We start from the raw sequence: 23,064 nt of genomic DNA on the forward strand, positions 1-23,064 counted from the left end.
ATATTTGGTAATCATGAAATCCGCATCGGTAGTCGACGGTCGACGTCCCTGTTTTCGACATGATTTTCGGGGAATTCCGTAGGGTCAAGGCCGCCCTCTTGAAACTGTCGGCGTGGCTGGCATTTTCGTCGTCGGCCGAAAGGATTTTCATGTCATATGGGCCACGACACGGAACCGGCGGGGGAAGGCCTTATGCACCCAATGCAGTTGTTCGAATTGGTGATCGTCATGCTGCTGGCGATCATCGTCCTGCATTATGCCGCGAACAAGCTGGGCCTGCCGCCTGCGGTCGCCCTGCTGGCGGGGGGCGCGCTGTTCGCCTTCCTGCCCGGCCTGCCGGTGATCTCGCTCGACCCGCAACTGGTGCTGGTGATCTTCCTGCCGCCGCTGCTGATGGACGGCGCCCGGTTCATCGCGCTACGGCACCTTCAAAGGCATATGTTCGGCATTGTCGCGCTGGCCGTGGGCGCGGTGATCTTCACCACGGCGGTCGTCGCGGCGGTGGCGCACTGGCTGGTGCCCGGCCTTCCCTGGGCAGCCTGCGCGGCGCTCGGCGCCATCGTCTCGCCGCCCGACGCCGTGTCGGCCCGCGCGGTGTTGCAGCGGGTCCATCTGCCGCGCCGTCTGTCGATCCTGCTGGAAGGGGAGAGCCTGTTCAACGACGCCAGCGGCCTTGTCCTCTTCCGCTTCGCCATAACGGCGGGCGTGACCGGCGCGTTCAGTATGGTCGATGCGCTGCAAAGCTTCGTCATGCTGGCGGCGGGCGGCGCATTGATCGGTGCCGTCATCGGCGCGCTCTGGGTGCTGACGGTCAAGCGGCTGGACGACAAATATCTGATGATCGCCTCATCGCTGCTGGCGCCTTGGGCATCCTATCTCCTGGCCGAATCCGTCCATGTTTCCGGCGTGATTGCGACGGTCACGACCGGCCTCATCTGCGGCTGGTATCAGCATGTCGTCTTCCCCGCGATGGTGCGGATGAACGGCACGGCCTTTTGGGCGGTGATGATCTTCCTGATGGAGGCGTTCGTGTTCCTCCTCATCGGATCGTCGCTGCGCGGCGTGATCGAGCGTGTGGGCGGCTTGGGCGTGGTGCTGGACGAAATGACGCTGCCCATCCTCGCGATCCTCGCCACGCTCATCGTTGCGCGGTTCGTCTGGGTATTCGGTTCGGATGCCGTGATCGCTGGGCTGAGGGCGATGGGCATATGCGGCTACAAACCGCTCGGTCCGCGTTCGGCCACGGTGCTGGGCTGGGCCGGGATGCGCGGCGTGGTGACGCTGGCGGTGGCGCTCAGCGTGCCGGAGGGTTTTCCCGGCCGCGACTTCATCCTGACCACGGCCTTCGCCGTCATCATCGGCACTGTCCTGCTGCAAGGCACGACATTGGGCGCGGTGATCCGCATGGTGAAGCTGCCCGAATCGGAAAGCGATCGCCCGCGCATGACCATGAGCGAGGCCGAAGCCGCTATGGCCCAGGCGCAGGTCCGCATCGTCGAAGTCCACGCCTATGATGCGGAAGGTACGCTGCTCCACCCGCGTCTGCTCGAACGCTATCAGCGTCACGCCGAACTCTCGGTCAGCTATGCGGGGCAGGAGGAGGAGTTTTCGGACAGGCTCCACGCCCATTTCGACCTGGTGCTGAAAGCCATCGCCGCCGGGCGGGCGGAGTTGCTGCGCCTTCACCGCACGGGAGAGATTGACGAACATACGCTTCAGGAACTGGAACGCGATCTCGATCTGGAGGAATTGAGCGCCCTGTCAGCCAAGGCCTGATGCTCGAACTTTCTGCGTTGGTTTAGGTCGTCCTCTGGGTCGGCGCGATATTTATGTCAGGCGCTGTTTTTGCCTCCACTTCGCTCTATGCTTCGCGCGCTCATGACGAACCGACCCACTCCCCGTAAACGTCACTCCGTCCCCGCCGCTTCACGGCTGATCCAGGCGGCCGAAGCGCTGTTCGCGGAGCGCGGCATCGACGCCGTCTCGATGCGCGAAATCGCCGCTGCCGCCCAATGCGGCGACACCAATGCCGTGACCTATTATTTCGGATCGAAGGACGGGCTGCTCGCCGCCATCTTCGCCGCCCGGGCCGAACAGATGGACGGCACGCGCGGCGAGATGCTGGACAGGCTGGAGGGACAGGGCAGGATCGACGATCCGCTGGCGCTGCTCGGCATATTGTTCCTGCCGCAGTTGCGCCTGATCGATGATCGCGGGCGTCATCCCTATGCCGCCTTCATGCTGCACTATGCGACGCAATATTGGTCGCTCACTCCGGCGTTGTTTGCCCAGACCCGCGACAGGGCGCCGAACCTGCTGCGTCTGATGGGGCATCTGACGGCGCTGGCCGGGCATGTGCATCCCGACATTGCCCGCAACCGCATCCTGTTGTGCAACATGATGCTGCAATGCGTGCTGGTCCGCTGGGACCATGGCGCGCTGGAGGATCGATCGGTGCCGCTGGCGCAACATGTGCGTGACGTGATGATGACGGCGCGCGCCAATCTGCTTGCTCCCTCGGGGGAAGGAGAGGGCGTACCCGCTTCGGTGGAAGATTGGTTCGCCGGATCAAGCTAGAAAAGGCATCTCCCAAGCTCAGCCCGAACGGAGGAGAGGGGAGATTAAGCACATTATCTCACCCTCACTTCAACCCTTTCCAACGCCCCATTGAACCGGCTTCCCGCACTGTCATAAGCTGCAGGATCGACCGGGCTCACCAGGTCCATCCCCACATCGAAATCTTCGGTATGCGACACCACCTGCGCAAAGGTGCGCTCGACCCGTCCCTGCGCCACCGCCTTGCCATCGACCGTCAGCGTCACATCGGCTCCACTGGTCGGCACATTCTTGTCCATCGTAAAGTCCAGCCCGACCACATGCGCGCCAGCCGCCACCGCAGAGGGGGCCACGATCCGCGTCATATGCGCCGGCGTCAGATTATAGGTAAACGCGATCCGCCCCCGATCGAAGAACAGGCTATACCCGCCAAAACGCCCGCCCTGCGCCACAAGGACGCCTTTGCCCCGCTCCGCCGGTAGGTTGATCTTGGCCGTCACCGCAAAGGACCGCCCCACCAAGGCGGGCGCTGCGCTCTCCGGAACATGACCGACCGGCGCGCTATAGCTAAACAGCGTCCGCCCCTCATTGGGATCGGGCCGTCCCTTCTGTCCACCCTCGCTGCCATGGATCGGCAGCATGTTGGACAGCGCAGCCTCCGCCCAGAACTGCTCCTTCAAGGCCTCCAGCTTTTGAGGATTCTCCGCCGCAACATCATGTGCCTCGCTGAAATCGCTGCGGACATCGTAAAGCTGCCAGGTCCGCTCATCCAGCGGCACGGGCTTGGGCGGGGTCCGCTCCCAGGGCGTCACCATCGGCGCGGTCGCGGCGACCCAACCATCCTTGTAGATGCTCAAATTCTGCGCCATCGCGGACACCTGCATCGTACGATGGGAGGGCGCGTCCTTGGCCCGAAAGCTATAGCCCATGCTGATCCCGGTGATCGGCTGCTGCGGCACGCCGTCCAATATCTCCGGCGCCTTCACGCCCGCCGCTTCCAGCACGGTCGGCATGATGTCGCTGACATGATGGAACTGGCTGCGCAGGCCACCCGCATCCTTGATATGCCCCGGCCAGGCCATCACCATGCCGTTGCGCGTGCCGCCGAAATGCGATCCATAGCGCTTGGCCCAGGGGAAGGGCGCGTTCATCGCCCAGCCCCAGCCGCCCGGCATCAGATTATAAGCGGTCTTCGTGCCGATCTCGTCAATATGGGCGAGCGCATAGGCCGGGTCTTCCTTGACTCCGCTCAGTGCCGATTGCTCGAACAGCTTGCCGTCGAAACTGCCCTCCGCGCTCGCGCCATTGTCGCCCTGAATGTAGAAGATGAGCGTATTGTCCAACTCGCCATTGTCGCGCAGTTTCTGGATCACCCGTCCGATTTGCGCATCCGCATAGGCAAGCGAAGCCGCATAAGCCTCCATATAACGGGCATAAAGCCGCTTCTGATCGGGCGTCAGGCTATCCCAGCGCGGCAGCGTGCCCGGATGCGGCGCGTCGTCGGTGCCCGGCGGAATGACGCCCAGCCTCTTTTGCCGCGCCACAGTTTCGGCGCGCAGCACATCCCAGCCGGCATCGAACTTGCCCCGGAATTTCGCCAGCCAATCGGCGGGCGGCTGGTTGGGCGCATGGGCGGTGCCGGTGGCATAATAGAGCAGGAAGGGCTTGTCGGGCGCGGCGGCGTGCTGGCTGTCGATCCAATCCATGGCATGATCGGCCAAGTCCCGCTCCAGATGATAATCGGGTTCGGCGGGCGGGGAGACGGGACTCGTATTTTCGACCAGATTGGGCTCCGCCATGCTGCTGTCGGCGCCAAGGAAACCGTAGAAATATTCAAAGCCCAGCCCCGTCGGCCAGCGATCGAACGGCCCCGCGCGGCTCATTTCCCATTCGGGGGTGATGTGCCCCTTGCCGATCATCGCGGTATTATAGCCATTTTCCTTCAATATCTGCGCCACCGTCCCGGCGCTCTTGGGAATGACGCTGTTATAACCGTCATAGCCCGTAGCCCAATTGGCGACATAGCCCATGCCAACCGCCTGCGGATTGCGTCCCGTCAGCAGAGAGGCCCGCGTGGGCGAGCAGATGGCGGTGGTATTGAACTGGTTGTAGCGCAGCCCGGCCTTCGCCAGCGCGTCGAAGGTCGGCGTCGGTACTGGCCCGCCGAAGGTGCTGCTGGACCCGAAGCCCACATCGTCGGTCATGATCAGCAGGATATTGGGCGCGCCCTTGGCCGCGCGCACCGGCTGCGGCCAGACGGGCGGGGAGGATTCGGCGGGCGTCCGGCCATAGATCTTCTGCGCAGGCGTATCCTGCGCGGCGGCGGGCAGCGGGGTGAGCGCCAGCAGGGGCAGCGCGGAGATCGCCGTCCGGAAAAGTGCGGCCGATGAGCGGGCGTACGGCATGGCCACTCCTTGTCGCGGCTGGGCGCAAAAATATTTCACAGCAGTGCATATTTTATATTAACGCAGGTGATTGAAGTCAAGCGTCATGCGCAGAGATTGCCCTTGTCGCAAGCCGCCCGCGACACCATATTCCGGGGTGCAATATGTTGCGCAGCGAGGCGAGCCATGGAAAAGCGGCTACTCCAGATCGAGAAAGCCTGGGAGCAGGCGCTCGGAGATATTTTTCAGCCCTATGTCGACCTGAAACGCGAACCCACGGCCAAGGCCATGGACGCCTTTCGCGCCGTCTTGGGGTCGTCCAGCGACAATGACATCCGTCGACATATCGCCAGGACGGCGGCCCGGCAGGGATCGACATTTCTCAGCCGCTATCTGGTCGAGGAAGACTGGCGGCGGTCTTGAGCTGATTGGGGGAAAGCCAATTCTATCCCCAACCGTCACCCTGAACTTGTTTCAGTATGACGAGGAGAAATATACTGCGGTTCCTTGCTCTTATCATCGGGCCGCGATCGCCTTGGGCTGAGGCAAAGGCGGCGCGCCCGATCCCAAAGTGGCAAGATATTTGATCACCGCCGCCCGATCTTCCGGCTTGCGCAGCCCGGCGAAGCTCATCTTCGTCCCCGGCACGTCCCGCCCCGGCGAGGCTAGGAAGGCGAACAGATTCTCGTAACTCCAATTGCCCTTATGCGCCTGCATGGCGGGCGAATAGGCAAAGCCCCCATGGCTTGCCACTGGCCGCCCGACCACGCCCCACAGGTTCGGCCCGATGCGATTGGGGCCGCCCTGGGTGAAGTCATGACAACTCATGCATAGTTGCACCTTCTGCTTCCCCGCGCCCGCATCCGCACCGGCGAGCAAGGCGCCCAGATCGGGCGGCGGAGCCACCGTCGCACCGCCGCTGCCCTCCACAGGCGCCGGCGTCTTGCCCCGCATGTCCCGGTGATAGGCGATCACCCGGCTGCCTTCGCCAGCTTCCGTAAAGCTGGCGGGCCAGTCGCGCTGGATCGAGGCCATGTCGACGCGCGGGGGCATGTCGTCCGTCGGTTTGTAGGCCAGTGCCCCCGGCCTGCTTTGGGTGTAGAGCTTGTCGCTGAACCATCCCAGCCCCAGCAGCGTCACCGCCGCCCCCGCGACGCACAGCCCCACCGCCATCCCGCGCATCCGGCCCATGGCTCAACCCCCTCCGCCCATGAAGATCGCGCGCGTCCAGAAGGCGTAGTTCGCCTCGATCGTCATGATCCGCACCAGCACCAGCAGCACCAGCGGCGGCACCAATATCGCATAGATCAGCGACAGCCGCTCCCATGCCATGTGCATGAAGATCGACACGATCAGCCCGGCCTTCAGCAACATGAAGATAATGATCAGCGTCCAGCGGACGATCCCCTGCACATGCAGATAATCGACCAGATAGGACATGGCGCTCAGCAGGAACAGCAGACCCCACACTTTGAGGTACAGGCTGATCGGATGCTGCTGGCCTTCATGGGCGGCTGACGACGGATTGTCCTGCATGGATTTGCCTCACCACAGATAGAAAAAGGCGAAGATGAACACCCAGACGAGATCGACGAAATGCCAGTAAAGCCCGGCGATCTCGACCGCCGAATAATCGCCCGACTTTTCATAATGGCCCCGCGCCACCTTGGACGCGATGATCAGCAGCAATATGACGCCGCAGGTCACGTGCAGGCCATGAAAGCCGGTGATCATGAAGAAACTGGCGCCAAATTGCGGCGCGCCCATTGGGTTGCCCCAGGGGCGGACGCCTTCCTCGAAGATCAGCTTGGTCCATTCGAAGGCCTGCATCCCCACGAAGGTCGCGCCGAACAAAGCGGTCAGGACCATAAGAGCCGCCGTTTTCCGCCGGTCGCGGCGATAGCCGAAATTGACCGCCATCGCCATGGTGCCGCTGGAACTGATCAGCACGAAGGTCATGATCGCGATCAGGATCAGCGGGATGTCCTGCCCGCCGATATTGAGCGCGAACACTTCTGCTGTATTGGGCCAGGGCAGCACGGCGGACGAACGCATCGTCATATAGCTGGTCAGGAAGCAGGAGAAGATGAAGGTGTCGCTGAGCAAGAAGATCCACATCATCGCCTTGCCCCAATGGGTATGGCGGAAGACTTCCTGATCGGCGGACCAGTCGGCCGCGATCTCCCGCAGGGCAGGGGCGATGACTTCTCTGTCCGATAGTGTTTGGGCCGATAGTGTTTGGGCCGATATGCCTTGAACCATGGCGATACATCCTCAAGTCGACAGCAGCAAAGCGACCAGAACCAACCAGATGATCAGCAGAAAATGCCAATAGAAGGCGCATAGGGCGATATTGCGCATATTCGCCGCCGCCAGTGCGCGCCCGGCGGCAATCAGCCCGCCCACTATGTGGAGGCCATGTAGCGCCGTCAGCAGGTAGAAAAAGGCATTGGCCGGATTGGCGGACAGATAATAGCCCGCCGCCTGATAATGTTTCCACAGCAGCAACTGCCCGGCGAGGAACAGGAATCCCAGCGCGGCCCCCATCATCGCGGCGCGGAGCATCCTTTCCCGTCGCGCCATCTCCCACGCGATGCTGCTCGCCACCAGCACCAGAGTATTGATCCAGAGCAATGGCGGATCGGGCATCGGCTTCCAGTCGCTGCCATGCCCCATCCCGCCATGCAGGCCCATGCGCATCAGATAGGTCGCCACCAGCAGCGAAAACATCACCATGGCCACGGCGAAATAGGCCAGCATCCCGACCGTTCCCGCAGAGGGGCGATCCCGCTCGACCGGTTGACCCGTCTCCCAGCTTTTCTCGGCAAGGCGCGCAAGAATGCTCATGCGCGTGGTTCCGTCTGGGGAATGAAGTCGCGTTCCGCTCCCGGTACGCTGTAATCATAGGCCCAGCGATAGACGACCGGCAGATTCGGTCCCCAATTGCCATGGGCAGGCGGCGTGTCGGGGGTCAGCCATTCCAGACTGGCCGCACCCCATGGATTGGGATCGGCCTTCGGTCCCCGGAACAGGCTCCAGATCATATTGAAGAAGAACAGCCCCTGCGCGGCGAACACCACCAGCGCCGCTATGCTGATCCATTCATTGGCCAGGTGCACGGACGGCGGGATGAAGGCGGTCTCGCCCAACGCATAATAACGGCGCGGCACGCCCAAAATGCCGAGATAATGCATCGGCAGGAAAATCGCATAGACGCCCAGGAAAGTGATCCAGAAATGGAGTTTCCCCAAAGTGTCATTCCACATCCGTCCGAAAATCTTGGGATACCAGTGATAGATGGCGCCGAAGATCACCAGCACCGGCGACACCCCCATCACCATATGGAAATGCGCGACGACGAAGAAAGTGTCGGACAACGGCACGTCGACACTGACATTGCCCAGGAACAGTCCCGACAACCCGCCATGGATGAAGGTGAAGATGAAGGCGATGGCGAACAGCATCGGCACGCGCAGATGGATGTCGCCGCGCCACAGGGTCAGCAGCCAGTTATAGACCTTGATCGCGGTCGGAATGGCGATGATCAGCGTCGACGTGGCGAAGAAGAACCCGAAATAGGGGTTCATGCCGCTCACATACATATGATGCGCCCAGACGAGGAAACTCAATGCCCCGATGATGACGATAGCCCAGACCATCATGCGGTATCCGAAGATGTTGCGCCGCGCATGGACGCTGATCAGGTCCGACACGATGCCGAAGGCGGGCAGGGCGACGATATAGACTTCGGGATGGCCGAAGAACCAGAAGAGATGCTGGAAAAGGAGCGGACTTCCGCCTTGCGTGTCGGTGATCGTCCCCATGGACTGCATGGTGGGCATGAAGAAGCTGGTGCCGGCGAAATGGTCGAACAGCATCATGATGGCTGCGACGAACAACGCCGGGAAGGCGAGCAGGCCCATGACGGACGCGGTGAAAATCCCCCATACCGACAGCGGCATCCGCATCAGCGTCATGCCCTTGGTCCGCGCCTGCAACACCGTGGTCACATAATTAAGCCCGCCCATGGTGAAGGCCGCGACGAAGATGGCGAGGCTCACCAACATGGTCGCGATGCCCCATTGATGCCCCGGCGTCCCCTCGCTGATCGCCTGCGGCGGATAGAGCGTCCAGCCCGCGCCCGTAGGCCCGCCCGGTACGAAGAACCCCGCCACCAGCACGATCACCGACAGCAGATAGAACCAGTAGCTCAGCATGTTGACGAAGGGGAACACCATGTCCCGCGCCCCGACCATCAGCGGGATCAGATAATTGCCAAAGCCCCCCAGCAACAGCGCGGTCAGCAGATAGACGACCATGATCATGCCGTGCATTGACACGAATTGCAGATAATTGTCGGGCTGGATCGCTGGAAAAGCGCCGGGAAAGCCCAGTTGCAACCGCATCAGCGCCGACAGCAACAGCGCCACCAGCCCGATGGAGATGGCGGTCACGCTATATTGGATGGCGATGACCTTGTGATCCTGGCTCCAGACATATTTGGTGACCCAGCTATGCGGATGATGCAGCGGGCGCAGGTCGTCAGCCAAAGTGGTAGCCATCAGCGAATGCTCCAGGAGGCGGGCACGATACAGGCGTTAGCCTTGATGATCAGGATCGACATGGCCGCAGGCGGCGCGTCGGCCAGAATTTGCGCGAAACTCGTCTGCTGGGCCTGCCACGCCGCAAAGGCCTTGGGCGACTCCACGACCACCTTGCCGCGCATCGCATGATGCCCCGTGCCGCACAGCTCAGCGCAGAGAATGTCGAACGTGCCGGTCTTGGTCGGGGTCAGCCAGAAATAGGTGACGATGCCTGGCACCAGGTCCATCTTGGCGCGGAATTCCGGCACATAGAAATCGTGCAACACATCCTTAGACCGCAGCACGATCTTCACCGGCTTGCCGACGGGCAGATGTAGGTCGCCGCTTTCCACCAATATATCGTCACGCCCATAGGGATCGAGCGGGTCGAGTCCCAAGCCATTGTCGGGCGTGATATATTTGACCCCCGCAGCGCCCAGCACTCCATCCGGCCCCGGATAGCGGAATGACCATTGCCATTGCTGTCCGACCGCTTCGATGACGGTGGCTTCCTTGGGCACGGACACATATTTGCCCCAAGCGGCCAGCCCCGGCGCCAGCATTCCGGCAATGCCGATGGCGGTCCAGATCGTCAGCCGCTTTTCGAGCGAACTGTTCTCCGGCTCATAATGCGCCCGATGCCCCGCGCGATGGCGATATTTCACGATCGCCCAGGCCAGGAACAGGTTCAACCCGACAAAAGCCGCAGCGCAAATCCACAGCGTCACGTCGAGCGCGGAATCGATCGATCCCCAATTGGATGCGATGGGGGTGCGCCACCAGGGACTGAACAGGTGAAAGGCAACCGACCCGACCACAAGCATGGCGATGGCTACCGCAACCGGCACAAGCCCTCTCCCCACATAGGACGCTCGCCGCCGTTCCGGCATTTTCGAGTCGTCTCGGTAATGACCGCAGGCACAACCTATAGAAAAAATGTCGATGGGGGAAGCGGTTGAGAGAAGGGAGGACGTGGCAGGCCGCTTTGCGGATATGGGGCGGGCGCAATTGGCAGGGGCGGACCTTGATAATCCCGATAATATCGTCATCCCAGAGAAAGCTGGGTTCTCGTGAGGTCAAGCTGTGCGCTATCGCCTGATATCCCAGCTTTCGCCGGGATGACGGAAATGAGATCAACTCACCATCCATTTCTCTTCGCGAGATCGAACCTTCACATGCAGTAAGCTGGAATCCCTCGTTGCAATATCACTTTTGGCTATTTTTCATTTTACTTGAAAAATTCCCAAATATATTCAAATATCTTCTTCGATATCGAAGTGTCATAATAAATAATGCTGATATATCTAAAGTTATATACTTTAAAGTATAGCTAATTTATGTTAGATAATAATATTTCATTAACCCACAATATTTAAAATCCCGCCTGTGATCCGGGCTGTTGCCCCGCGCGCAGGAAGGGAATGGAAATGTTCGGCAGATCGATCGGGCGTTTGCTGCGGGACAGGACGGGCAATGTCCTGATGATGGCGGCTGCCTCCATGCCCATATTGGTCGGCGCGGCGGGCCTGGCGACTGACACGGTGCAATGGACCCTGTGGAAGCGGCAGGTTCAGCGTCAGGCGGATAGCGCCGCGCTTGCCGGAGCCTATGCGGTGGCGCAGGGCTTCAGCGCTTCGGACAGCGCGACCTCCGACATCAGCCGTTTGTCGCTGATTACCCTGTCGCAAACGCCGACGATCGAAAACGCGCCCACCGCTGGTGCTTTCGCCGGAGATGCCCGAGCGGTGCGGGTGGTGCTGCAAACCTCGGCGGAGCTGCCCTTTTCGAAGATATTGAGGGTAAGGACACCGGTCATCTATGGCGAAGCGACTGCGGCCGTCGTGGGCAGCGGCAACTATTGCGTCGTTTCGCTAGAAAAGACGAGTGCGGTCGGCATCACGCTCCAAGGCAACGCCACGGTCAATCTGGGCTGCGGCATGGCCACCAATTCGCGCGCGTCGAACGCCGTCACGGCAGGCGGCAGCAGCACGGTGACGGCCACCCCGGTCGCGGCGGTGGGTGGGCTGTCGTCCAGTTCCAACTATGTCTCGCCGACCACGTTGCTGCCCTACAGCATACCGGTGCAGGATCCCTATGCGTCGCTGCCCACGCCCACTGCGTCGGATTTGTCAGGCTGCAATGGCAATGCCAATGTTCAGCCCAACAACAGCAAGTCCATCACGCCAGGTTGCTTCAAGAATTTCGACGTCAAGGGCACGCTCAACATGGCGCCCGGCACCTATTTCATCGACAGCACGACCTTCGACATCGGGTCGCAGGCGGTGGTCAATGGCACCGGCGTCACCATCATCCTGACCAGCGGCAACGCGGCCAACAACCCCAGCCAGATTTCGACTGTCAACATCAATGGCGGCGCAACGCTCAATCTGACGGCGCCGACGGACACGACCAACCCCTATCATGGCGTCCTCTTCTACCAAGACCGGCGCGCGCTGGATTCGGGAACCAACACGATCAACGGCAATGCGAGTTCCGTCCTGCAAGGCGCCTTCTATTTTCCCGGCCAGGCGATGTCGTTCAGCGGCACGTCGGGCATGACCACCACCTGTGTGAAGATGGTCAGCAAGCGTGTCACCTTCATCGGCAACAGCAATATCGTCAACCAATGCACCAACACGGGAGTCGATCCAATCACCGCGACAATGGTGAGGCTGGTGGGATGATGAAGCCGCTTTTCACCGATCCAACCGCCAACAGTACGGTCGAACTGGCGATCATCATGCCCGTTCTCGTCCTGCTGACCTTCATGGCGGGGGATGTCGCCATGGCGTTCAAGGCGAAGATCACGCTCCAGCGTGCGGCCGAGCGTGCGGCGCAGATGGCGACTGCGGGCGGATACAGCACCACATCCTCCAACAATTATAGCAATTTAAAGGCGGATGCCGCTTCAGCCGCCGGTGTTTCGACGAATAACGTCACCGTCACACCCACGCTGATTTGCGACAGCACGGCGCAAACCACGCCGGATTACTGCACCGCGACTCAGCAGATGAAGCGCTATGTAGCGATCACCATTTCAGGGACCTATACGCCGATGTTCGCCAAACTCGCACCCAGCAGCAATTGGTCGGCCCAGGGAATCGCGCTCACCGGTTCGGCATCGGTGCGCCTGCAATGATCCGGCTGGCGCGAGACGAGCGCGGGGCGGCGGCGATCGAATTCGTCCTTGCCGTGCCTCCTTTCATCATGCTGTTGATGGGCGCGCTCCAGCTCGGCATTATCGCCTGCGCGCGCACCGGCTTGCAACATGCGGTGGATGAGGGCGCGCGCTTTGCCAGCATCTTTCCCACGCCTTCCGACACCGACATCATCGCCAAGGTGAAGAGCCGCGAATTCGGGCTGGATCCGGCCTATACCAACGATCCGACCATTGTAACCGGGACTCAATATGGCGTTCCCTATAAGGAAATCACCATGACCTATTCCCGGCCGCTGAATTTCATCGTATACCAGACGCCGTCACTGTCGATCAGCTATACCCGCCGATCCTATTAACGGCTCAACTGGCCTCACTTACCGGACGGGCTGTCGCAGCGCCCTTCTGCTGGGCAAGGCGACTCTGCAGGGGGAGCCGTCCCGCACCCCCAGTACAGATTGTCCGCCAAATCGATGAAACTGCCGCGCTTCTTTTCCTCGTCCGCCTGCGACATGGCCATCGATCTGGGCACCGTCAACACGGTCATCTATGTGCGTGATCGCGGCATCGTACTCAACGAACCCTCGGTCATCGCGATCGAGACGCGGGACGGCATCCGCAAGGTCAAGGTCGTCGGCAACCAGGCCAAGCTGATGATGGGCAAGACGCCCAATGGCATCCAGGCGATCCGCCCTCTACGCGACGGCGTGATCGCGGACATCGATGTGGCCGAACAGATGATCAAGCATTTCATCGACAAGGCGCTGAACGGCGCCAATCGCTTCGGCCGCCGCCATGAGGTGGTGATCTGCGTGCCCACGGGCTCCACCATGGTGGAACGCCGCGCATTGCGCGATGCCGCGTCGAACGCCGGCGCCTACAGGGTCCAGCTTATCGAGGAACCCATGGCCGCGGCGATCGGCGCGGGCCTGCCCGTCACCGAACCGCGCGGCGCGATGGTGGTCGACATCGGCGGCGGCACGACGGAGGTGGCGGTCCTCTCCCTGCGCGGCATCGCCTACAGCAATTCGGCGCGCGTCGGCGGCGACCGGCTGGACGAAGCCATCGCCTCCCACATCCGCCGCACCCACAACCTCATGATCGGTGAGGCCACGTCGGAGCGCGTGAAGTGCGAGCTGGGCGCGGCGACCCCCCCTCAGGACGAAGGCCGCCGCATGATCGTGAAGGGCCGGGATCTGGTCAATGGCCGCCCGGCGGAAATGACGATCAGCGAGGCGGAGATCGTCGACGCTCTCTCCGAGCCGGTCGGCCAGATCAAGATGGCGGTGATGACCGCGCTGGAACAGACCGCTCCGGAACTGTCGGCCGATATCATCGAGGAAGGGATTACCCTGACTGGTGGCGGCGCGCTGCTCCAGCGCCTTGATGAAGCGCTGTCCGAGGCGACGGGCCTGCCGGTCACGGTCGCGGACAATCCGCTGATCTGCGTGGCGATGGGCGCGGGCAGGGCACTGGAAGACCGCGCTTACGACGGCGTTTTGACGGTTTCCTGATCGGGAGCGGGTAACTCTTCCCATTCGTCATGCTGAAACAAGTTCAGCATGACGGTTTTGGTTGGGCTTTATCCCTCTCGCCCATAGGCAACCACGGTCTCCACCTCCGCCTTGTCGCCCAGCACCACGCCGACACGTTGGTGCAGCCCGGTCGGCTTCACGTCCATGATCCGCGCATAGCCGTTGCTGGCTGCGCCTCCGGCCTGCTCGACCAGGAAGGACATGGGGTTCGCCTCGTACATCAGCCGCAGCCGCGCCTTGTCGGCATGGCGATGATCCGCCGGATAGAGGAAAATCCCGCCGCGTTTCAGGATGCGATGCACGTCCGCCACCATCGAAGCGGTCCAGCGCATGTTGTAATCCTTGCCCAGCGGCCCCTCGGTCCCCTGAATCCGCTCCTCGACATAGCGGGCGATGCCCGGCGACCATTGCCGCCGCCGCGCCATGTTGATGGCGAATTCGGCATTGCCCTGCGGCATCTGCATTGGCCCGTCGGTCATCCGCCACGACCCGATTTCCCGGTCCAGCGTGAATTCATAGACCCCCGTGCCGATGGTCAGCACCAGCAGCGTCTGCGGCCCGTAGATCGCATAACCCGCCGCGACCTGTTGCGTGCCGGGCTGGAGGAAATCCTGCTCCGTCACTTCGCGGCCCGAACATTCCTCCGGCGCCTTCAGCACGGAGAAGATCGTACCGACGCTTAGGTCGACATCGATATTGCTCGACCCGTCGATCGGATCGAACAGCAGCAGATATTCGCCCTTGGGATAGCGATTGGGGATGCGATGGATCGTCTCCATCTCCTCCGAGGCCATGGCGGCCAGATGCCCGCCCCATTCATTGGCATCCAGCAACAGCTCGTTGGCGATCACGTCCAGCTTCTTCTGAACTTCGCCCTGCACATTCTCGCTGTCCAGGCTGCCCAGCACCTCGCCGAGCGCGCCCTTGGACACGCTATGGCAAATCGTCTTGCACGCGCGCGCGACGGTTTCGATCAGCAGGCGCAACTCGGATGGCAGGGCATTGGCCTGTCGCTGCTGCTCGATCAGGAAGCGGGTGAGGGTGATGGACATAGGCGGCTTACTCGCTCAAGAAATATGGCGAGCGGATGCGCGCCATGCATGGAATCGAGCTATGCCGTAGCGGTCGGACGGGCATTGGAAAAGCGCCAATTCATGAAGCGGACGTCATGAAATCGGCTTTGGGAGATGACCCGTTCACCCATCGGGACTGGCCGCGAAGCGCGGCCAGTCGCCGCGTCTGATTATAGCGCCCTGGCGGCGGTGATGATGATCTCCACCTTGTAATCAGGGCTGGCGAGCTTCGCTTCGCCGGTTGCGCGGGCAGGCGCCTCGGCGTCCGCTATCCAGCCATCCCAGACCGCGTTCATTTCGGCAAAATCATTCATGTCGGCAAGCCAGATCTGCGCCATCAGCATATGGTTCTTGCTGCTGCCGGTGCGCTCCAGCAGGGCGTCGATCTCGGCCAGCACAGCCTTGGTTTGGGCGGTCACGCTCTCCCCCGGCGCGCCGATCTGCCCGGCCAGATAGATGGTGTCGCCATGGATGACGGCCTCGCTCATGCGCGGGCCACGGTCGATGCGGGTGATGGTCATGCGGAACGCTCCTTTAGGTTATGAATAGCGGCTGATGGCGAGATCGGCGGTTTCGATGGCGGGCTTCCGCCCACCGATGATGTCCGCGATCACATGCCCCGACCCGCACGCCATGGTCCACCCCAATGTGCCATGGCCGCTATTGAGGAAGAGGTTCGGGATTTTCGTCGGCCCGATCACCGGGGTACTGTCCGGCGTCATTGGCCGCAGCCCGGACCAGAAGCTTGCGCGACCCAGATCGCCCGCACCCGGAAACAACGAACCCACCGAATATTCCAGCGTATCCCGCCGCGCCTTGGGCAGTCCCTTTGAATAGCCGGAAAGCTCCGCCATCCCGCCGACCCGGATGCGGTCGCCCAGCCGCGTGATCGCCACCTTGTAGCTTTCGTCGAGCAGCGTCGACACCGGCGCCCGCCCTTCCTCTACGATCGGCACGGTGATGGAATAGCCCTTCACCGGATAGACCGGCAGCCTGATCCCCAGCGGCGCCAGCAGCAGCGGCGAATAGCTGCCCATCGCCACCAGCCAGGCGTCGGCATAGACATGCCCCTTGTCGGTCTCGACATGGTTGACCTTGCCATCCTTCGTGGCGATCCGCCCGATGGTGCGTCCGTTGAGGAAGGTCACGCCCTTGGCTTTCGCCATGTCGGCAAGGGCGTTGGCGAACTTGAAGCAATCCCCCGTCTCGTCATTGGGCAAGCGCAAGCCCCCGGCCAGAGGCACGCCGCTGCCCGCCAGTCCCGGTTCCGCCGCGATGCAGCCTGCCGCGTCCAGCACTTCGAAGGGAACGCCGTCCGCCTTTAGCACCGCAATGTCCTTGGCGATGCCGTCGAGCTGTTTCTGCTCACGGAAGAGCTGCAACGTGCCCTGCGATCGCTCGTCATAGGCAATGCCCGTTTCCCGCCGCAGATCGATCAGCCGGTCGCGGCTAAACTCTGCCAGCCGCACCATCCGGCTCTTGTTGATGGCGTAGGAGCGCTCATTGCAGTTCCCCAGCATCGCCACCATCCAGCGCAGCATCGCCATGTCCATCTGCGGCCGCAAAATCAGCGGCGCATGTTTCATGAACAGCCAGCGCAGGGCCTTCATCGGTATGCCCGGCGCCGCCCAGGGCGAGGCATAGCCCGGCGAAATCTCCCCCGCATTGGCGAAGCTGGTTTCCAGCGCGGGGCCGTCCTGCCGGTCGATGACCGTCACTTCATGCCCCGCCTGCGCAAGATACCAGGCGGAGGCGACGCCGATCACGCCGCTGCCGAGAATGGCGACCTTCATGCTGTCATGCTCCGTCTGTGCTGGATCGCCGCCGTCCTTTGAATGTCGCGGCGATAGCGATGTCCGAGTTGGGTCAGGATTTCATAGGAAATGGTGCCGGCGTCGGCGGCGACCTGGTCCACTGTCTGATGGGGGCCGAGCAATTCCACTGGGGCGCCGGGATAGAGAAACATGTCCGGCACATCGGTCACGTCCAGCGTGATGCTGTCCATCGATACCCGCCCCACGATCGGCGCGCGATGGCCCGCGATGAAGGCGGAACCGCTGTTGCTGAGATGGCGCGGCCAGCCGTCGGCATAGCCGACCGCTATGGTCGCGATCTGCGTGGGCCGCTCGCAGCGGTGGGTCAGGCCATAGCCGACGCCCGCGCCCGTGGGGATGCTCCGTAACTGGATGATCCGCGCCTCCAGCGCGACCACCGGCCGCATGAGGTGGAGTCCTTCTTGCGGTGCCCCGCCATAAAGGGCGATCCCGGCACGGACGATGTCGAAATGCCTGCCTTTCAGGAAACTGCCGCCGCTATTGGCCAGCGAACGCGGCACGCCGGGGAAATGCTGGCTCAACGCCTCGAAATTCGCGCGTTGCGTGGCGTTGAAGGCGGCATCGGAATTATCCGCGCAAGCCAGATGACTCATCAGCAGCCGGAGGTCTATGCCCTCCAGCCGCTCAGGCTCTGCGGCGAGGATGGCGACCTCTTCGGGGGGCAGGCCGAGCCGCGACATGCCGCTGTCGACTTGCAACGCTGCGGGCAGGCTCTGCCCCCGTTCCTGCGCGAACATGGCCCAGCGCCCAAGTTGATCGAGCGAGTTCAGGACCGGAATCGCTCCGATGGCCGCGCAATCCCGCTCGGCGCCGGGTTGCAGGCCGTTGAGGATGAATAGCGAGATTTCCTCCCCAAGCGTGGGTTTGAGCGCCACCGCTTCGCTGAGATGCGCGACGAAGAAATGGCGGCATCCCGCATCCATCAATGTTTCGGCAACGATGTCCGCGCCCAGGCCATAGCCATCCGCCTTGACCACGCCAGCAACGGTTGCAGGCGCGACTTGCCGCTGAATGATCCGGTAATTTTCGGCCAACGCGTCCAGATCGATGCGAAGCACGGCCCCGGCAGTATCAACAGGCTGCATGACGCCCCCTTTCGGGAAGAGAGTATCGCGCCGCTTGATGAAAATGCTCTCAAATAACCGCAGGATCATCTAAGAAAGACGAATTATTGGACGATCCTTCATAGGAAAGGCAACAAATGGCAGAATCGCTCGACGCTGTGGACCGCTCGATCATCCGGCTGCTGCGGCTTAACGCCCGCCGCCCCAATTCGGAGATCGCGGCGGAAATCGGCCTGTCGCCTTCGGCCTGTCACCGGCGCATCCGGCTGCTGGAGGATGCGGGCGTCATCCGGGGTTATACGATCGTGACCGCGCCCATGGAAAAGGAAGGGCGAGCGGTCGACGTCCTGGTGCAGGTGACGCTCGACCGGCAGACGGAGGATTATCTTGCCCGTTTCGAACATGCCGTGCGTCAATGCCCGGAAATTCGGGAATGTTTCCTGATGACCGGAGGGGTCGATTATTGGCTGCGTGTCGAGACTGAAAGCGTGGCCGCCTATGAAGCGATCCACAGCGAAATCCTCTCCCGCATGCCCGGCGTCACCCGCATCAACAGCAGCATCGCCATGCGCGACGCGCTGCGTCCGCGCAAAGCGGGGCGGCGCTAAATCCGCTTCGCGATCGCGCCCGCCGCCCAGCCCATGCTGACAGCCAGCATCATCGCGACCAGCCCGTAGACGAATGGCCATTGCTCGGCCGCGACGGCCATGAAGCGCTCGAAACCGGACTTGCGGATGGTGATGTCGCGCACGGCCGCCGCCACCACGCGGCCGTCCTGCACCAGAAAAGTCTCGGCCGTATAATCGCCCACGATCACCCGCGCCGATAAGGGCAGACGCGCCCGGTAGAGCACGCCGTCGGTGATCTCCACCGTCCCCTGCTGCTCGACATAGAGGCCGGCCCGCTCGCGCAGATCGATCAGCCCCTTCTGGAATCGGTCCAATTCCGCACTGTCGTTGAGCGAGGATGGAGAAAGCTGGAGCTTGTCCACGCCCATTTCGTAGATCGCCGCCGTCCGTTCATCGACCACCTTGCCGATCGGCCGGGAGGAAGCGATGGCATAGAAGCTGGGAGCCGATCGGAAGCGCGCGCTGTCGGCGTTGACCCAGATGCCCGCGACCTTTTGTTTCTCGCGCATGGTGATCGACTGGTCCGGGCCTTTCAGCACGACCATGATGTCGGCGGGCTTTTTCGGCCGCCGCCCGTCGGGATAGACGATGGCCCCGAACAGCAGCAGGTCGGCGCCGGTGAAGCTGTACTGGATCTCGACGTCGCGCTGCGACACGTCCGGCACCAGCATCGGTTCGTCCGCAGCGCAAAGCAGCAGCAGGGCAGGGGGCAGGGCCAGAAGCGCGTACTGCTTCACCGGACCTCGACCGTGTAGATTTCGTCCGGCCGGAATCCCAGACCCAGCGCCATGCGCGCCGCCACCAGCAGCACGATGGCGGCTAGCAATATGCGCAGATATTCCGGACGGATCGTCATCGAAATGCGTGTTCCCACCTGCGCGCCTGTCACGCTGCCGATCAGCAGCAGCAGCGCCAGCACCAGATCGACCGCATGGGTCGTCATGGCGTGCATCATCGTCGTGGCCATGGTCACGAACAATATCTGGAACAGCGACGTGCCGACCACCGACTGGGTCGTCATGCCCAGTAGATACAGCATCGCCGGGACCAGGATAAAGCCGCCGCCCACGCCCAGCAACATGGTGAGGATGCCCGTCGCCATGCCCAGCAGCAACGGCGCCAGCGGCGAGATATAGAGGCCCGACCGGTAAAAGCGCCACCGCATCGGCATGGCGGCGACCAGCGGGTGATGCCGCCGTTTGCGCGCCTGGACCTTCCTGCCGGTCTTGAGCGCGATCAGCGCCTGGATGGATTCCTTCGCCATCAGCGACCCGATGCCGCCCAGCATCAGCACGTAGAGAATGCCGATCACCGTATCGATCTGACCGATGGCCTGAAGCAGCCGGAAGATTAGGACGCCAAGGCCAGCCCCCACCACACCGCCCGCGATCAGTACGCCGCCCATGCGGAAATCGACCGTGCCGCGCGACATATGCGTGAACACGCCCGACACGCTAGCCCCCGTCACCTGGCTCGCGGCGGAGGCTGCCGCGACGGTCGGCGGAATGCCGTAGAAGATCAGCAAAGGCGTGGTCAGGAACCCGCCGCCGACCCCGAACATGCCTGACAGCAGGCCCACCACGCCGCCCAGGGCAATGATGACCAGCGCATTCACCGACAGGTTGGCGATGGGCAGATAGAGATCCATGCGGTTCTTGGGTTAAGCCCAATATGCGGAGAGATAAAGGCGCTCGCGCTTAAAAATCCGCCCCGAGCGTCACGGCAAGGCCCGAAGCCGGTGCGGCCCGGCCAGCGATCCGCTCCCGCCATTCGATGCCGAGCCTGGCCGCCACGGGTTTGAGCGGCAGGCGGATCTGGAGCTCCGGTCCGATGTCCAGCCGTTCGACCTGCGGCTGCGCGCCGCCGGAGAGGCTGGCGCCAAGCCTCAAGGGTGAATGGCTGATCGGTGAGAGCAACGATATCTTGCCGTCGACGAAAAAGTCGTTCGATCGGAAACCGACCATGCCGCCCTGGGCATAGGCTTCGACCTCCAGCGAGGGAGCGACCCGCACTGGCCCGAAACCGCTCACCGCCATCACGGCATTGGCGTCGCGCCCGCCCTTGCCCAGCGCAATCCGCCGCTCAGCCGCGAAGCTGATCGGGATGGTGCGCGCCGGCTGCCAGGCCAGGCCCAGCGCGCCTTCGGGAGAGGCTGGATCGTTCAGAGCGGCACTGACCCGCGCATAAGCGGTCGCTCGGCTGGATGCGTGGGGGGAGAGGTCGAAATCGACGCGGACACCCGCTTGCGATCCGCCAAGCCGGCCTCCCGTAACGGCATCGGCCCGCGTGGCGCTGCCCTCGCGCCACAACAGCCAGGCGCTGCCGTGCCAGCGATCGACGCCTGCGGGATGAGAGGACGCCAGGGGCAAAGCGGGGGCGGGATTGATCGTCGGAGCGGCTTCCATGGCCTTGCTCGCCGCCCGCGTGGCGGGCGTTGCTTCCTCGGCAACGGGGATGAAGGCAGATATCATCCTCATCGTCCCGCCCGACCGGGGAGACGCCTGAAAAGTCATGAGTGGGGCGATGGGCGAAGGCTTCGGCCTTGATGTCGTGACGCTCCGCCAAGCCACCCGATCATCTTTTTCCGCCGAATCGGCCCCGTTTTTCGAATAGGCAGTGGAATGGAAAGCCCCGCCGCCGCTGCCCTCCATCGCGTCACTGAAGAGATAGGCTGCGGGACTGGCCAGGCGGATCGCGACCCAGCCAAGCATGACAAGGGTGAAGAAGCGGACTGGCCGCCCGCGCGCGGCATCGTTCATGCCGGGGACTCCAGATCGGGGAAGCGGTGCTGCGTCTTGTCCCACGTCAGCGGCTTGCCGATCAGCGATTGGAGATATTGGAAGATCGCGCGCCGGGCAGCCATCATCGCGATGATGTTGGCGATGAGGGTGCGCGGTATCGCTCCCAGCCCGAAGGTCCAGCCATAGCTCATCCCTGAGAAGATGGCGCGCATCATCATGCGCCAGATCATGAAGCCGAAATTGACCCACAGCAGCGCTTCGATCACGCGCGAGGGTCTGGGCGCATGGAAGGTGCTGAAGAGGCTTGCCGCCAGCAGCACGCCCCACAGCAGCAGCGCCAGATAGGCCGTGAACAGGACGAAGGCGGAAAGGGCGGCGCCGCGATCCCGCATGCGCATCCACCATTCGGCGGGTCCGCCCTGCCAGCCCATGCGGTCCCATCCGGCGAGCGAAATGCCGACCATCCAACGCGCCTTCTGCTTGACGGCATCCTTCAGATTGTCGGGAAAATATTCCTTGGTCGCGACAAGCTGCCCGTCGCTGTCGCGCATGCGGACGAACACGCCGCGTCCGCCCATATTGCTGATGCGCAGGCCGACCTCATAATCTTCGGTCAGCGATCCCGGATCAAACGGACCGCCATTGGCTGGATTCACCAGCCGCTCCAAAGTTTGCCGCTCGAATGCGCAGGCCACGCCTGCCGATGGCATGGAAGCGCCCATCGCTTCCCGCACCGTCAGAAACTTCCCATGACTTTCCGCGAATTCATCGCAATAATGATTGGCAATGGCTTTCGCCCACCAGCCGCCATAACCGGGCAGAGGCAGAACAGGCAGTTGGACGAGCTGAAACCTGTCCGTCATCACGTCGAACAGGCGGATTTCGTCGCGATGGACCACATCTTCCGCATCATGCAACGCGACCGCCTTGAAACGGACGCCTGTGCGCACTTCCTCCTGCAACATGGTGCGCCAGGCCACGTTCAGGCAATCCGCCTTGGTGGTCGGCCCGTTCCGTTCGTTGACGCACAGGATGAGCCGCTCTTCCCCGGCAGCCAGAGGCGCGATGGCATCCAATGTCGCCTGATCATTGGGATAGACGCCGACGAAGATGCGATAGTCGCAAGCCCCCCAATTGGCGAGCGCATTGCGCAGCATCGGCCCGATCACATCGGCTTCCCGCCAGGCGGGGATGAAAATGGCGATACGCCCCGGTTGCGAGGACGCGGGCAAGGTGGCGGTCGTCATGCGTTGATGGCGGGAATAGACGATCAGCCTGCGCCATAAGCGCCGGCTCAGGAAAACCAAGTCTATGATGAAATCATCGATGCCGCTTATCGTCAGTGCCACCACCGCGAAAAGCAGAATTTCATGATGAACCCCCGCCAGAAAGGCGAAGACACTTCCCCCCACGGATTGTGCTCCCACTATCCCCGGGGGGCGGCTATGGCAGCAAATAATTGATTCTCCAATAGATATTCGTTTCGTTATCGTAATATTTATAAATT

General features: G+C 62.4%; 23 protein-coding genes. 8 read left to right on the plus strand and 15 right to left on the minus strand.

The genetic code is table 11. The annotated features are described in order from the left end of the window. Positions 1-156: 156 nt before the first annotated feature. A complete protein-coding gene (locus K426_RS07125) occupies positions 157-1,776 on the plus strand; it encodes a Na+/H+ antiporter (protein WP_237229974.1) in 1,620 nt (539 codons plus the stop codon). A gap of 102 nt (positions 1,777-1,878) precedes the next feature. Continuing rightward, positions 1,879-2,577 carry a TetR/AcrR family transcriptional regulator gene (locus K426_RS07130; RefSeq protein ID WP_066561460.1) on the plus strand — a complete coding sequence of 233 codons (699 nt, stop codon included), beginning with the start codon at positions 1,879-1,881 and terminating at the stop codon, positions 2,575-2,577. Between the two features lie 53 nt (positions 2,578-2,630). Here K426_RS07130 and K426_RS07135 read toward each other — a convergent pair whose 3' ends face one another. Beyond that, positions 2,631-4,961: an arylsulfatase gene (locus K426_RS07135; protein WP_066555509.1), complete on the minus strand. Its 2,331-nt coding sequence runs from the start codon at positions 4,959-4,961 to the stop codon at positions 2,631-2,633. Between the two features lie 165 nt (positions 4,962-5,126). Between K426_RS07135 and K426_RS07140 the strand changes: the two genes are divergently transcribed. Beyond that, entirely contained in the window at positions 5,127-5,363 is a 237-nt protein-coding gene (locus tag K426_RS07140) for a hypothetical protein (RefSeq protein ID WP_066555510.1), read from the plus strand. Between the two features lie 93 nt (positions 5,364-5,456). On the opposite strand, the gene K426_RS07145 is transcribed toward K426_RS07140, so the two are convergent. The 6 genes from K426_RS07145 to K426_RS07170 are packed head-to-tail and all read right to left on the minus strand — an operon-like array spanning position 5,457 to position 10,371. Continuing rightward, on the minus strand, positions 5,457-6,131 hold the full coding sequence (locus tag K426_RS07145) for a c-type cytochrome (RefSeq protein ID WP_066555511.1): 675 nt from the start codon (positions 6,129-6,131) through the stop codon (positions 5,457-5,459). A 3-nt stretch (positions 6,132-6,134) separates the two neighbouring features. Then, a complete protein-coding gene (locus tag K426_RS07150) occupies positions 6,135-6,476 on the minus strand; it encodes a cytochrome C oxidase subunit IV family protein (RefSeq protein ID WP_066555514.1) in 342 nt (113 codons plus the stop codon). Positions 6,477-6,485: 9 nt separating this feature from the next. Beyond that, positions 6,486-7,202, minus strand: a complete 717-nt coding sequence (locus tag K426_RS07155) for a heme-copper oxidase subunit III family protein (RefSeq protein WP_066555516.1) — start codon at positions 7,200-7,202, stop codon at positions 6,486-6,488. 12 nt (positions 7,203-7,214) lie between these two features. Next, entirely contained in the window at positions 7,215-7,787 is a 573-nt protein-coding gene (locus K426_RS07160; RefSeq protein ID WP_066555517.1) for a cytochrome c oxidase subunit 3, read from the minus strand. Next, positions 7,784-9,502: a cytochrome c oxidase subunit I gene (locus tag K426_RS07165; RefSeq protein WP_066555519.1), complete on the minus strand. Its 1,719-nt coding sequence runs from the start codon at positions 9,500-9,502 to the stop codon at positions 7,784-7,786. The genes K426_RS07160 and K426_RS07165 overlap by 4 nt, the downstream gene beginning before the upstream one ends. After that, the gene (locus K426_RS07170; RefSeq protein WP_066561463.1) at positions 9,502-10,371 is read right to left on the minus strand and encodes a cytochrome c oxidase subunit II; all 870 of its coding nucleotides are present in this window, start codon (positions 10,369-10,371) and stop codon (positions 9,502-9,504) included. The genes K426_RS07165 and K426_RS07170 overlap by 1 nt, the downstream gene beginning before the upstream one ends. Before the next feature lie 579 nt (positions 10,372-10,950). Here K426_RS07170 and K426_RS07175 point away from each other — a divergent pair. The 4 genes from K426_RS07175 to K426_RS07190 all read left to right on the plus strand — a co-directional run bounded on the left by K426_RS07175 (position 10,951) and on the right by K426_RS07190 (position 14,194). Then, positions 10,951-12,207, plus strand: coding sequence for a pilus assembly protein TadG-related protein (locus tag K426_RS07175; RefSeq protein WP_066561465.1), 1,257 nt, complete (start codon positions 10,951-10,953; stop codon positions 12,205-12,207). After that, positions 12,204-12,662: a TadE family protein gene (locus K426_RS07180; RefSeq protein ID WP_066555520.1), complete on the plus strand. Its 459-nt coding sequence runs from the start codon at positions 12,204-12,206 to the stop codon at positions 12,660-12,662. The genes K426_RS07175 and K426_RS07180 overlap by 4 nt, the downstream gene beginning before the upstream one ends. Next, complete coding sequence (locus tag K426_RS07185) at positions 12,659-13,039, plus strand: TadE/TadG family type IV pilus assembly protein (protein WP_066555522.1); 381 nt, start codon at positions 12,659-12,661, stop codon at positions 13,037-13,039. Before K426_RS07180 ends, K426_RS07185 begins: the two co-directional genes overlap by 4 nt. A gap of 114 nt (positions 13,040-13,153) precedes the next feature. Continuing rightward, positions 13,154-14,194: a rod shape-determining protein gene (locus K426_RS07190; protein ID WP_066555524.1), complete on the plus strand. Its 1,041-nt coding sequence runs from the start codon at positions 13,154-13,156 to the stop codon at positions 14,192-14,194. Between the two features lie 68 nt (positions 14,195-14,262). Here K426_RS07190 and K426_RS07195 read toward each other — a convergent pair whose 3' ends face one another. From K426_RS07195 to alr, 4 genes are all read right to left on the minus strand, one after another. Beyond that, complete coding sequence (locus K426_RS07195) at positions 14,263-15,267, minus strand: class 1 fructose-bisphosphatase (RefSeq protein ID WP_066555527.1); 1,005 nt, start codon at positions 15,265-15,267, stop codon at positions 14,263-14,265. Positions 15,268-15,458: 191 nt separating this feature from the next. Then, positions 15,459-15,809, minus strand: a complete 351-nt coding sequence (locus K426_RS07200; RefSeq protein ID WP_066555528.1) for a RidA family protein — start codon at positions 15,807-15,809, stop codon at positions 15,459-15,461. An 18-nt stretch (positions 15,810-15,827) separates the two neighbouring features. After that, a complete protein-coding gene (locus K426_RS07205) occupies positions 15,828-17,081 on the minus strand; it encodes a D-amino acid dehydrogenase (protein WP_066555529.1) in 1,254 nt (417 codons plus the stop codon). Continuing rightward, entirely contained in the window at positions 17,078-18,208 is a 1,131-nt protein-coding gene (gene alr, locus K426_RS07210) for an alanine racemase (RefSeq protein ID WP_066561467.1), read from the minus strand. Before alr ends, K426_RS07205 begins: the two co-directional genes overlap by 4 nt. 116 nt (positions 18,209-18,324) lie before the next feature. On the opposite strand from alr, the gene K426_RS07215 reads away from it, so the two are divergent. Beyond that, positions 18,325-18,795, plus strand: a complete 471-nt coding sequence (locus K426_RS07215) for an Lrp/AsnC family transcriptional regulator (RefSeq protein WP_066555531.1) — start codon at positions 18,325-18,327, stop codon at positions 18,793-18,795. On the opposite strand, the gene K426_RS07220 is transcribed toward K426_RS07215, so the two are convergent. The 4 genes from K426_RS07220 to K426_RS07235 are packed head-to-tail and all read right to left on the minus strand — an operon-like array spanning position 18,792 to position 22,969. Continuing rightward, positions 18,792-19,553 carry a TIGR02186 family protein gene (locus tag K426_RS07220; protein ID WP_066555533.1) on the minus strand — a complete coding sequence of 254 codons (762 nt, stop codon included), beginning with the start codon at positions 19,551-19,553 and terminating at the stop codon, positions 18,792-18,794. The two genes, K426_RS07215 and K426_RS07220, sit on opposite strands and share 4 nt — an antisense overlap. Further along, on the minus strand, positions 19,550-20,464 hold the full coding sequence (locus K426_RS07225; protein ID WP_066555535.1) for a sulfite exporter TauE/SafE family protein: 915 nt from the start codon (positions 20,462-20,464) through the stop codon (positions 19,550-19,552). The genes K426_RS07220 and K426_RS07225 overlap by 4 nt, the downstream gene beginning before the upstream one ends. Positions 20,465-20,513: 49 nt before the next feature. Beyond that, positions 20,514-21,575 carry a hypothetical protein gene (locus K426_RS07230; RefSeq protein ID WP_066555537.1) on the minus strand — a complete coding sequence of 354 codons (1,062 nt, stop codon included), beginning with the start codon at positions 21,573-21,575 and terminating at the stop codon, positions 20,514-20,516. Further along, positions 21,572-22,969 carry a glycosyl transferase family protein gene (locus K426_RS07235; protein WP_066561468.1) on the minus strand — a complete coding sequence of 466 codons (1,398 nt, stop codon included), beginning with the start codon at positions 22,967-22,969 and terminating at the stop codon, positions 21,572-21,574. Before K426_RS07235 ends, K426_RS07230 begins: the two co-directional genes overlap by 4 nt. Positions 22,970-23,064: the final 95 nt, after the last annotated feature.

The sequence above is a fragment of the Sphingobium sp. TKS genome (genome assembly GCF_001563265.1).
Taxonomy (GTDB): domain Bacteria; phylum Pseudomonadota; class Alphaproteobacteria; order Sphingomonadales; family Sphingomonadaceae; genus Sphingobium.

Coding starts and splice junctions, on each gene's coding strand:
- K426_RS07215 (WP_066555531.1), top strand. CDS start 18,325: ATGGCAGAATCGCTCGACGCTGTGGACCGCTCGATCATCCGGCTGCTG.
- K426_RS07200 (WP_066555528.1), bottom strand. CDS start 15,809: ATGACCATCACCCGCATCGACCGTGGCCCGCGCATGAGCGAGGCCGTC.
- K426_RS07160 (WP_066555517.1), bottom strand. CDS start 7,787: ATGAGCATTCTTGCGCGCCTTGCCGAGAAAAGCTGGGAGACGGGTCAA.
- alr (WP_066561467.1), bottom strand. CDS start 18,208: ATGCAGCCTGTTGATACTGCCGGGGCCGTGCTTCGCATCGATCTGGAC.
- K426_RS07135 (WP_066555509.1), bottom strand. CDS start 4,961: ATGCCGTACGCCCGCTCATCGGCCGCACTTTTCCGGACGGCGATCTCC.
- K426_RS07185 (WP_066555522.1), top strand. CDS start 12,659: ATGATCCGGCTGGCGCGAGACGAGCGCGGGGCGGCGGCGATCGAATTC.
- K426_RS07165 (WP_066555519.1), bottom strand. CDS start 9,502: ATGGCTACCACTTTGGCTGACGACCTGCGCCCGCTGCATCATCCGCAT.
- K426_RS07190 (WP_066555524.1), top strand. CDS start 13,154: ATGAAACTGCCGCGCTTCTTTTCCTCGTCCGCCTGCGACATGGCCATC.
- K426_RS07155 (WP_066555516.1), bottom strand. CDS start 7,202: ATGGTTCAAGGCATATCGGCCCAAACACTATCGGCCCAAACACTATCG.
- K426_RS07205 (WP_066555529.1), bottom strand. CDS start 17,081: ATGAAGGTCGCCATTCTCGGCAGCGGCGTGATCGGCGTCGCCTCCGCC.
- K426_RS07150 (WP_066555514.1), bottom strand. CDS start 6,476: ATGCAGGACAATCCGTCGTCAGCCGCCCATGAAGGCCAGCAGCATCCG.
- K426_RS07130 (WP_066561460.1), top strand. CDS start 1,879: ATGACGAACCGACCCACTCCCCGTAAACGTCACTCCGTCCCCGCCGCT.
- K426_RS07180 (WP_066555520.1), top strand. CDS start 12,204: ATGATGAAGCCGCTTTTCACCGATCCAACCGCCAACAGTACGGTCGAA.
- K426_RS07225 (WP_066555535.1), bottom strand. CDS start 20,464: ATGGATCTCTATCTGCCCATCGCCAACCTGTCGGTGAATGCGCTGGTC.
- K426_RS07175 (WP_066561465.1), top strand. CDS start 10,951: ATGTTCGGCAGATCGATCGGGCGTTTGCTGCGGGACAGGACGGGCAAT.
- K426_RS07125 (WP_237229974.1), top strand. CDS start 157: ATGGGCCACGACACGGAACCGGCGGGGGAAGGCCTTATGCACCCAATG.
- K426_RS07230 (WP_066555537.1), bottom strand. CDS start 21,575: ATGAACGATGCCGCGCGCGGGCGGCCAGTCCGCTTCTTCACCCTTGTC.
- K426_RS07195 (WP_066555527.1), bottom strand. CDS start 15,267: ATGTCCATCACCCTCACCCGCTTCCTGATCGAGCAGCAGCGACAGGCC.
- K426_RS07140 (WP_066555510.1), top strand. CDS start 5,127: ATGGAAAAGCGGCTACTCCAGATCGAGAAAGCCTGGGAGCAGGCGCTC.
- K426_RS07145 (WP_066555511.1), bottom strand. CDS start 6,131: ATGGGCCGGATGCGCGGGATGGCGGTGGGGCTGTGCGTCGCGGGGGCG.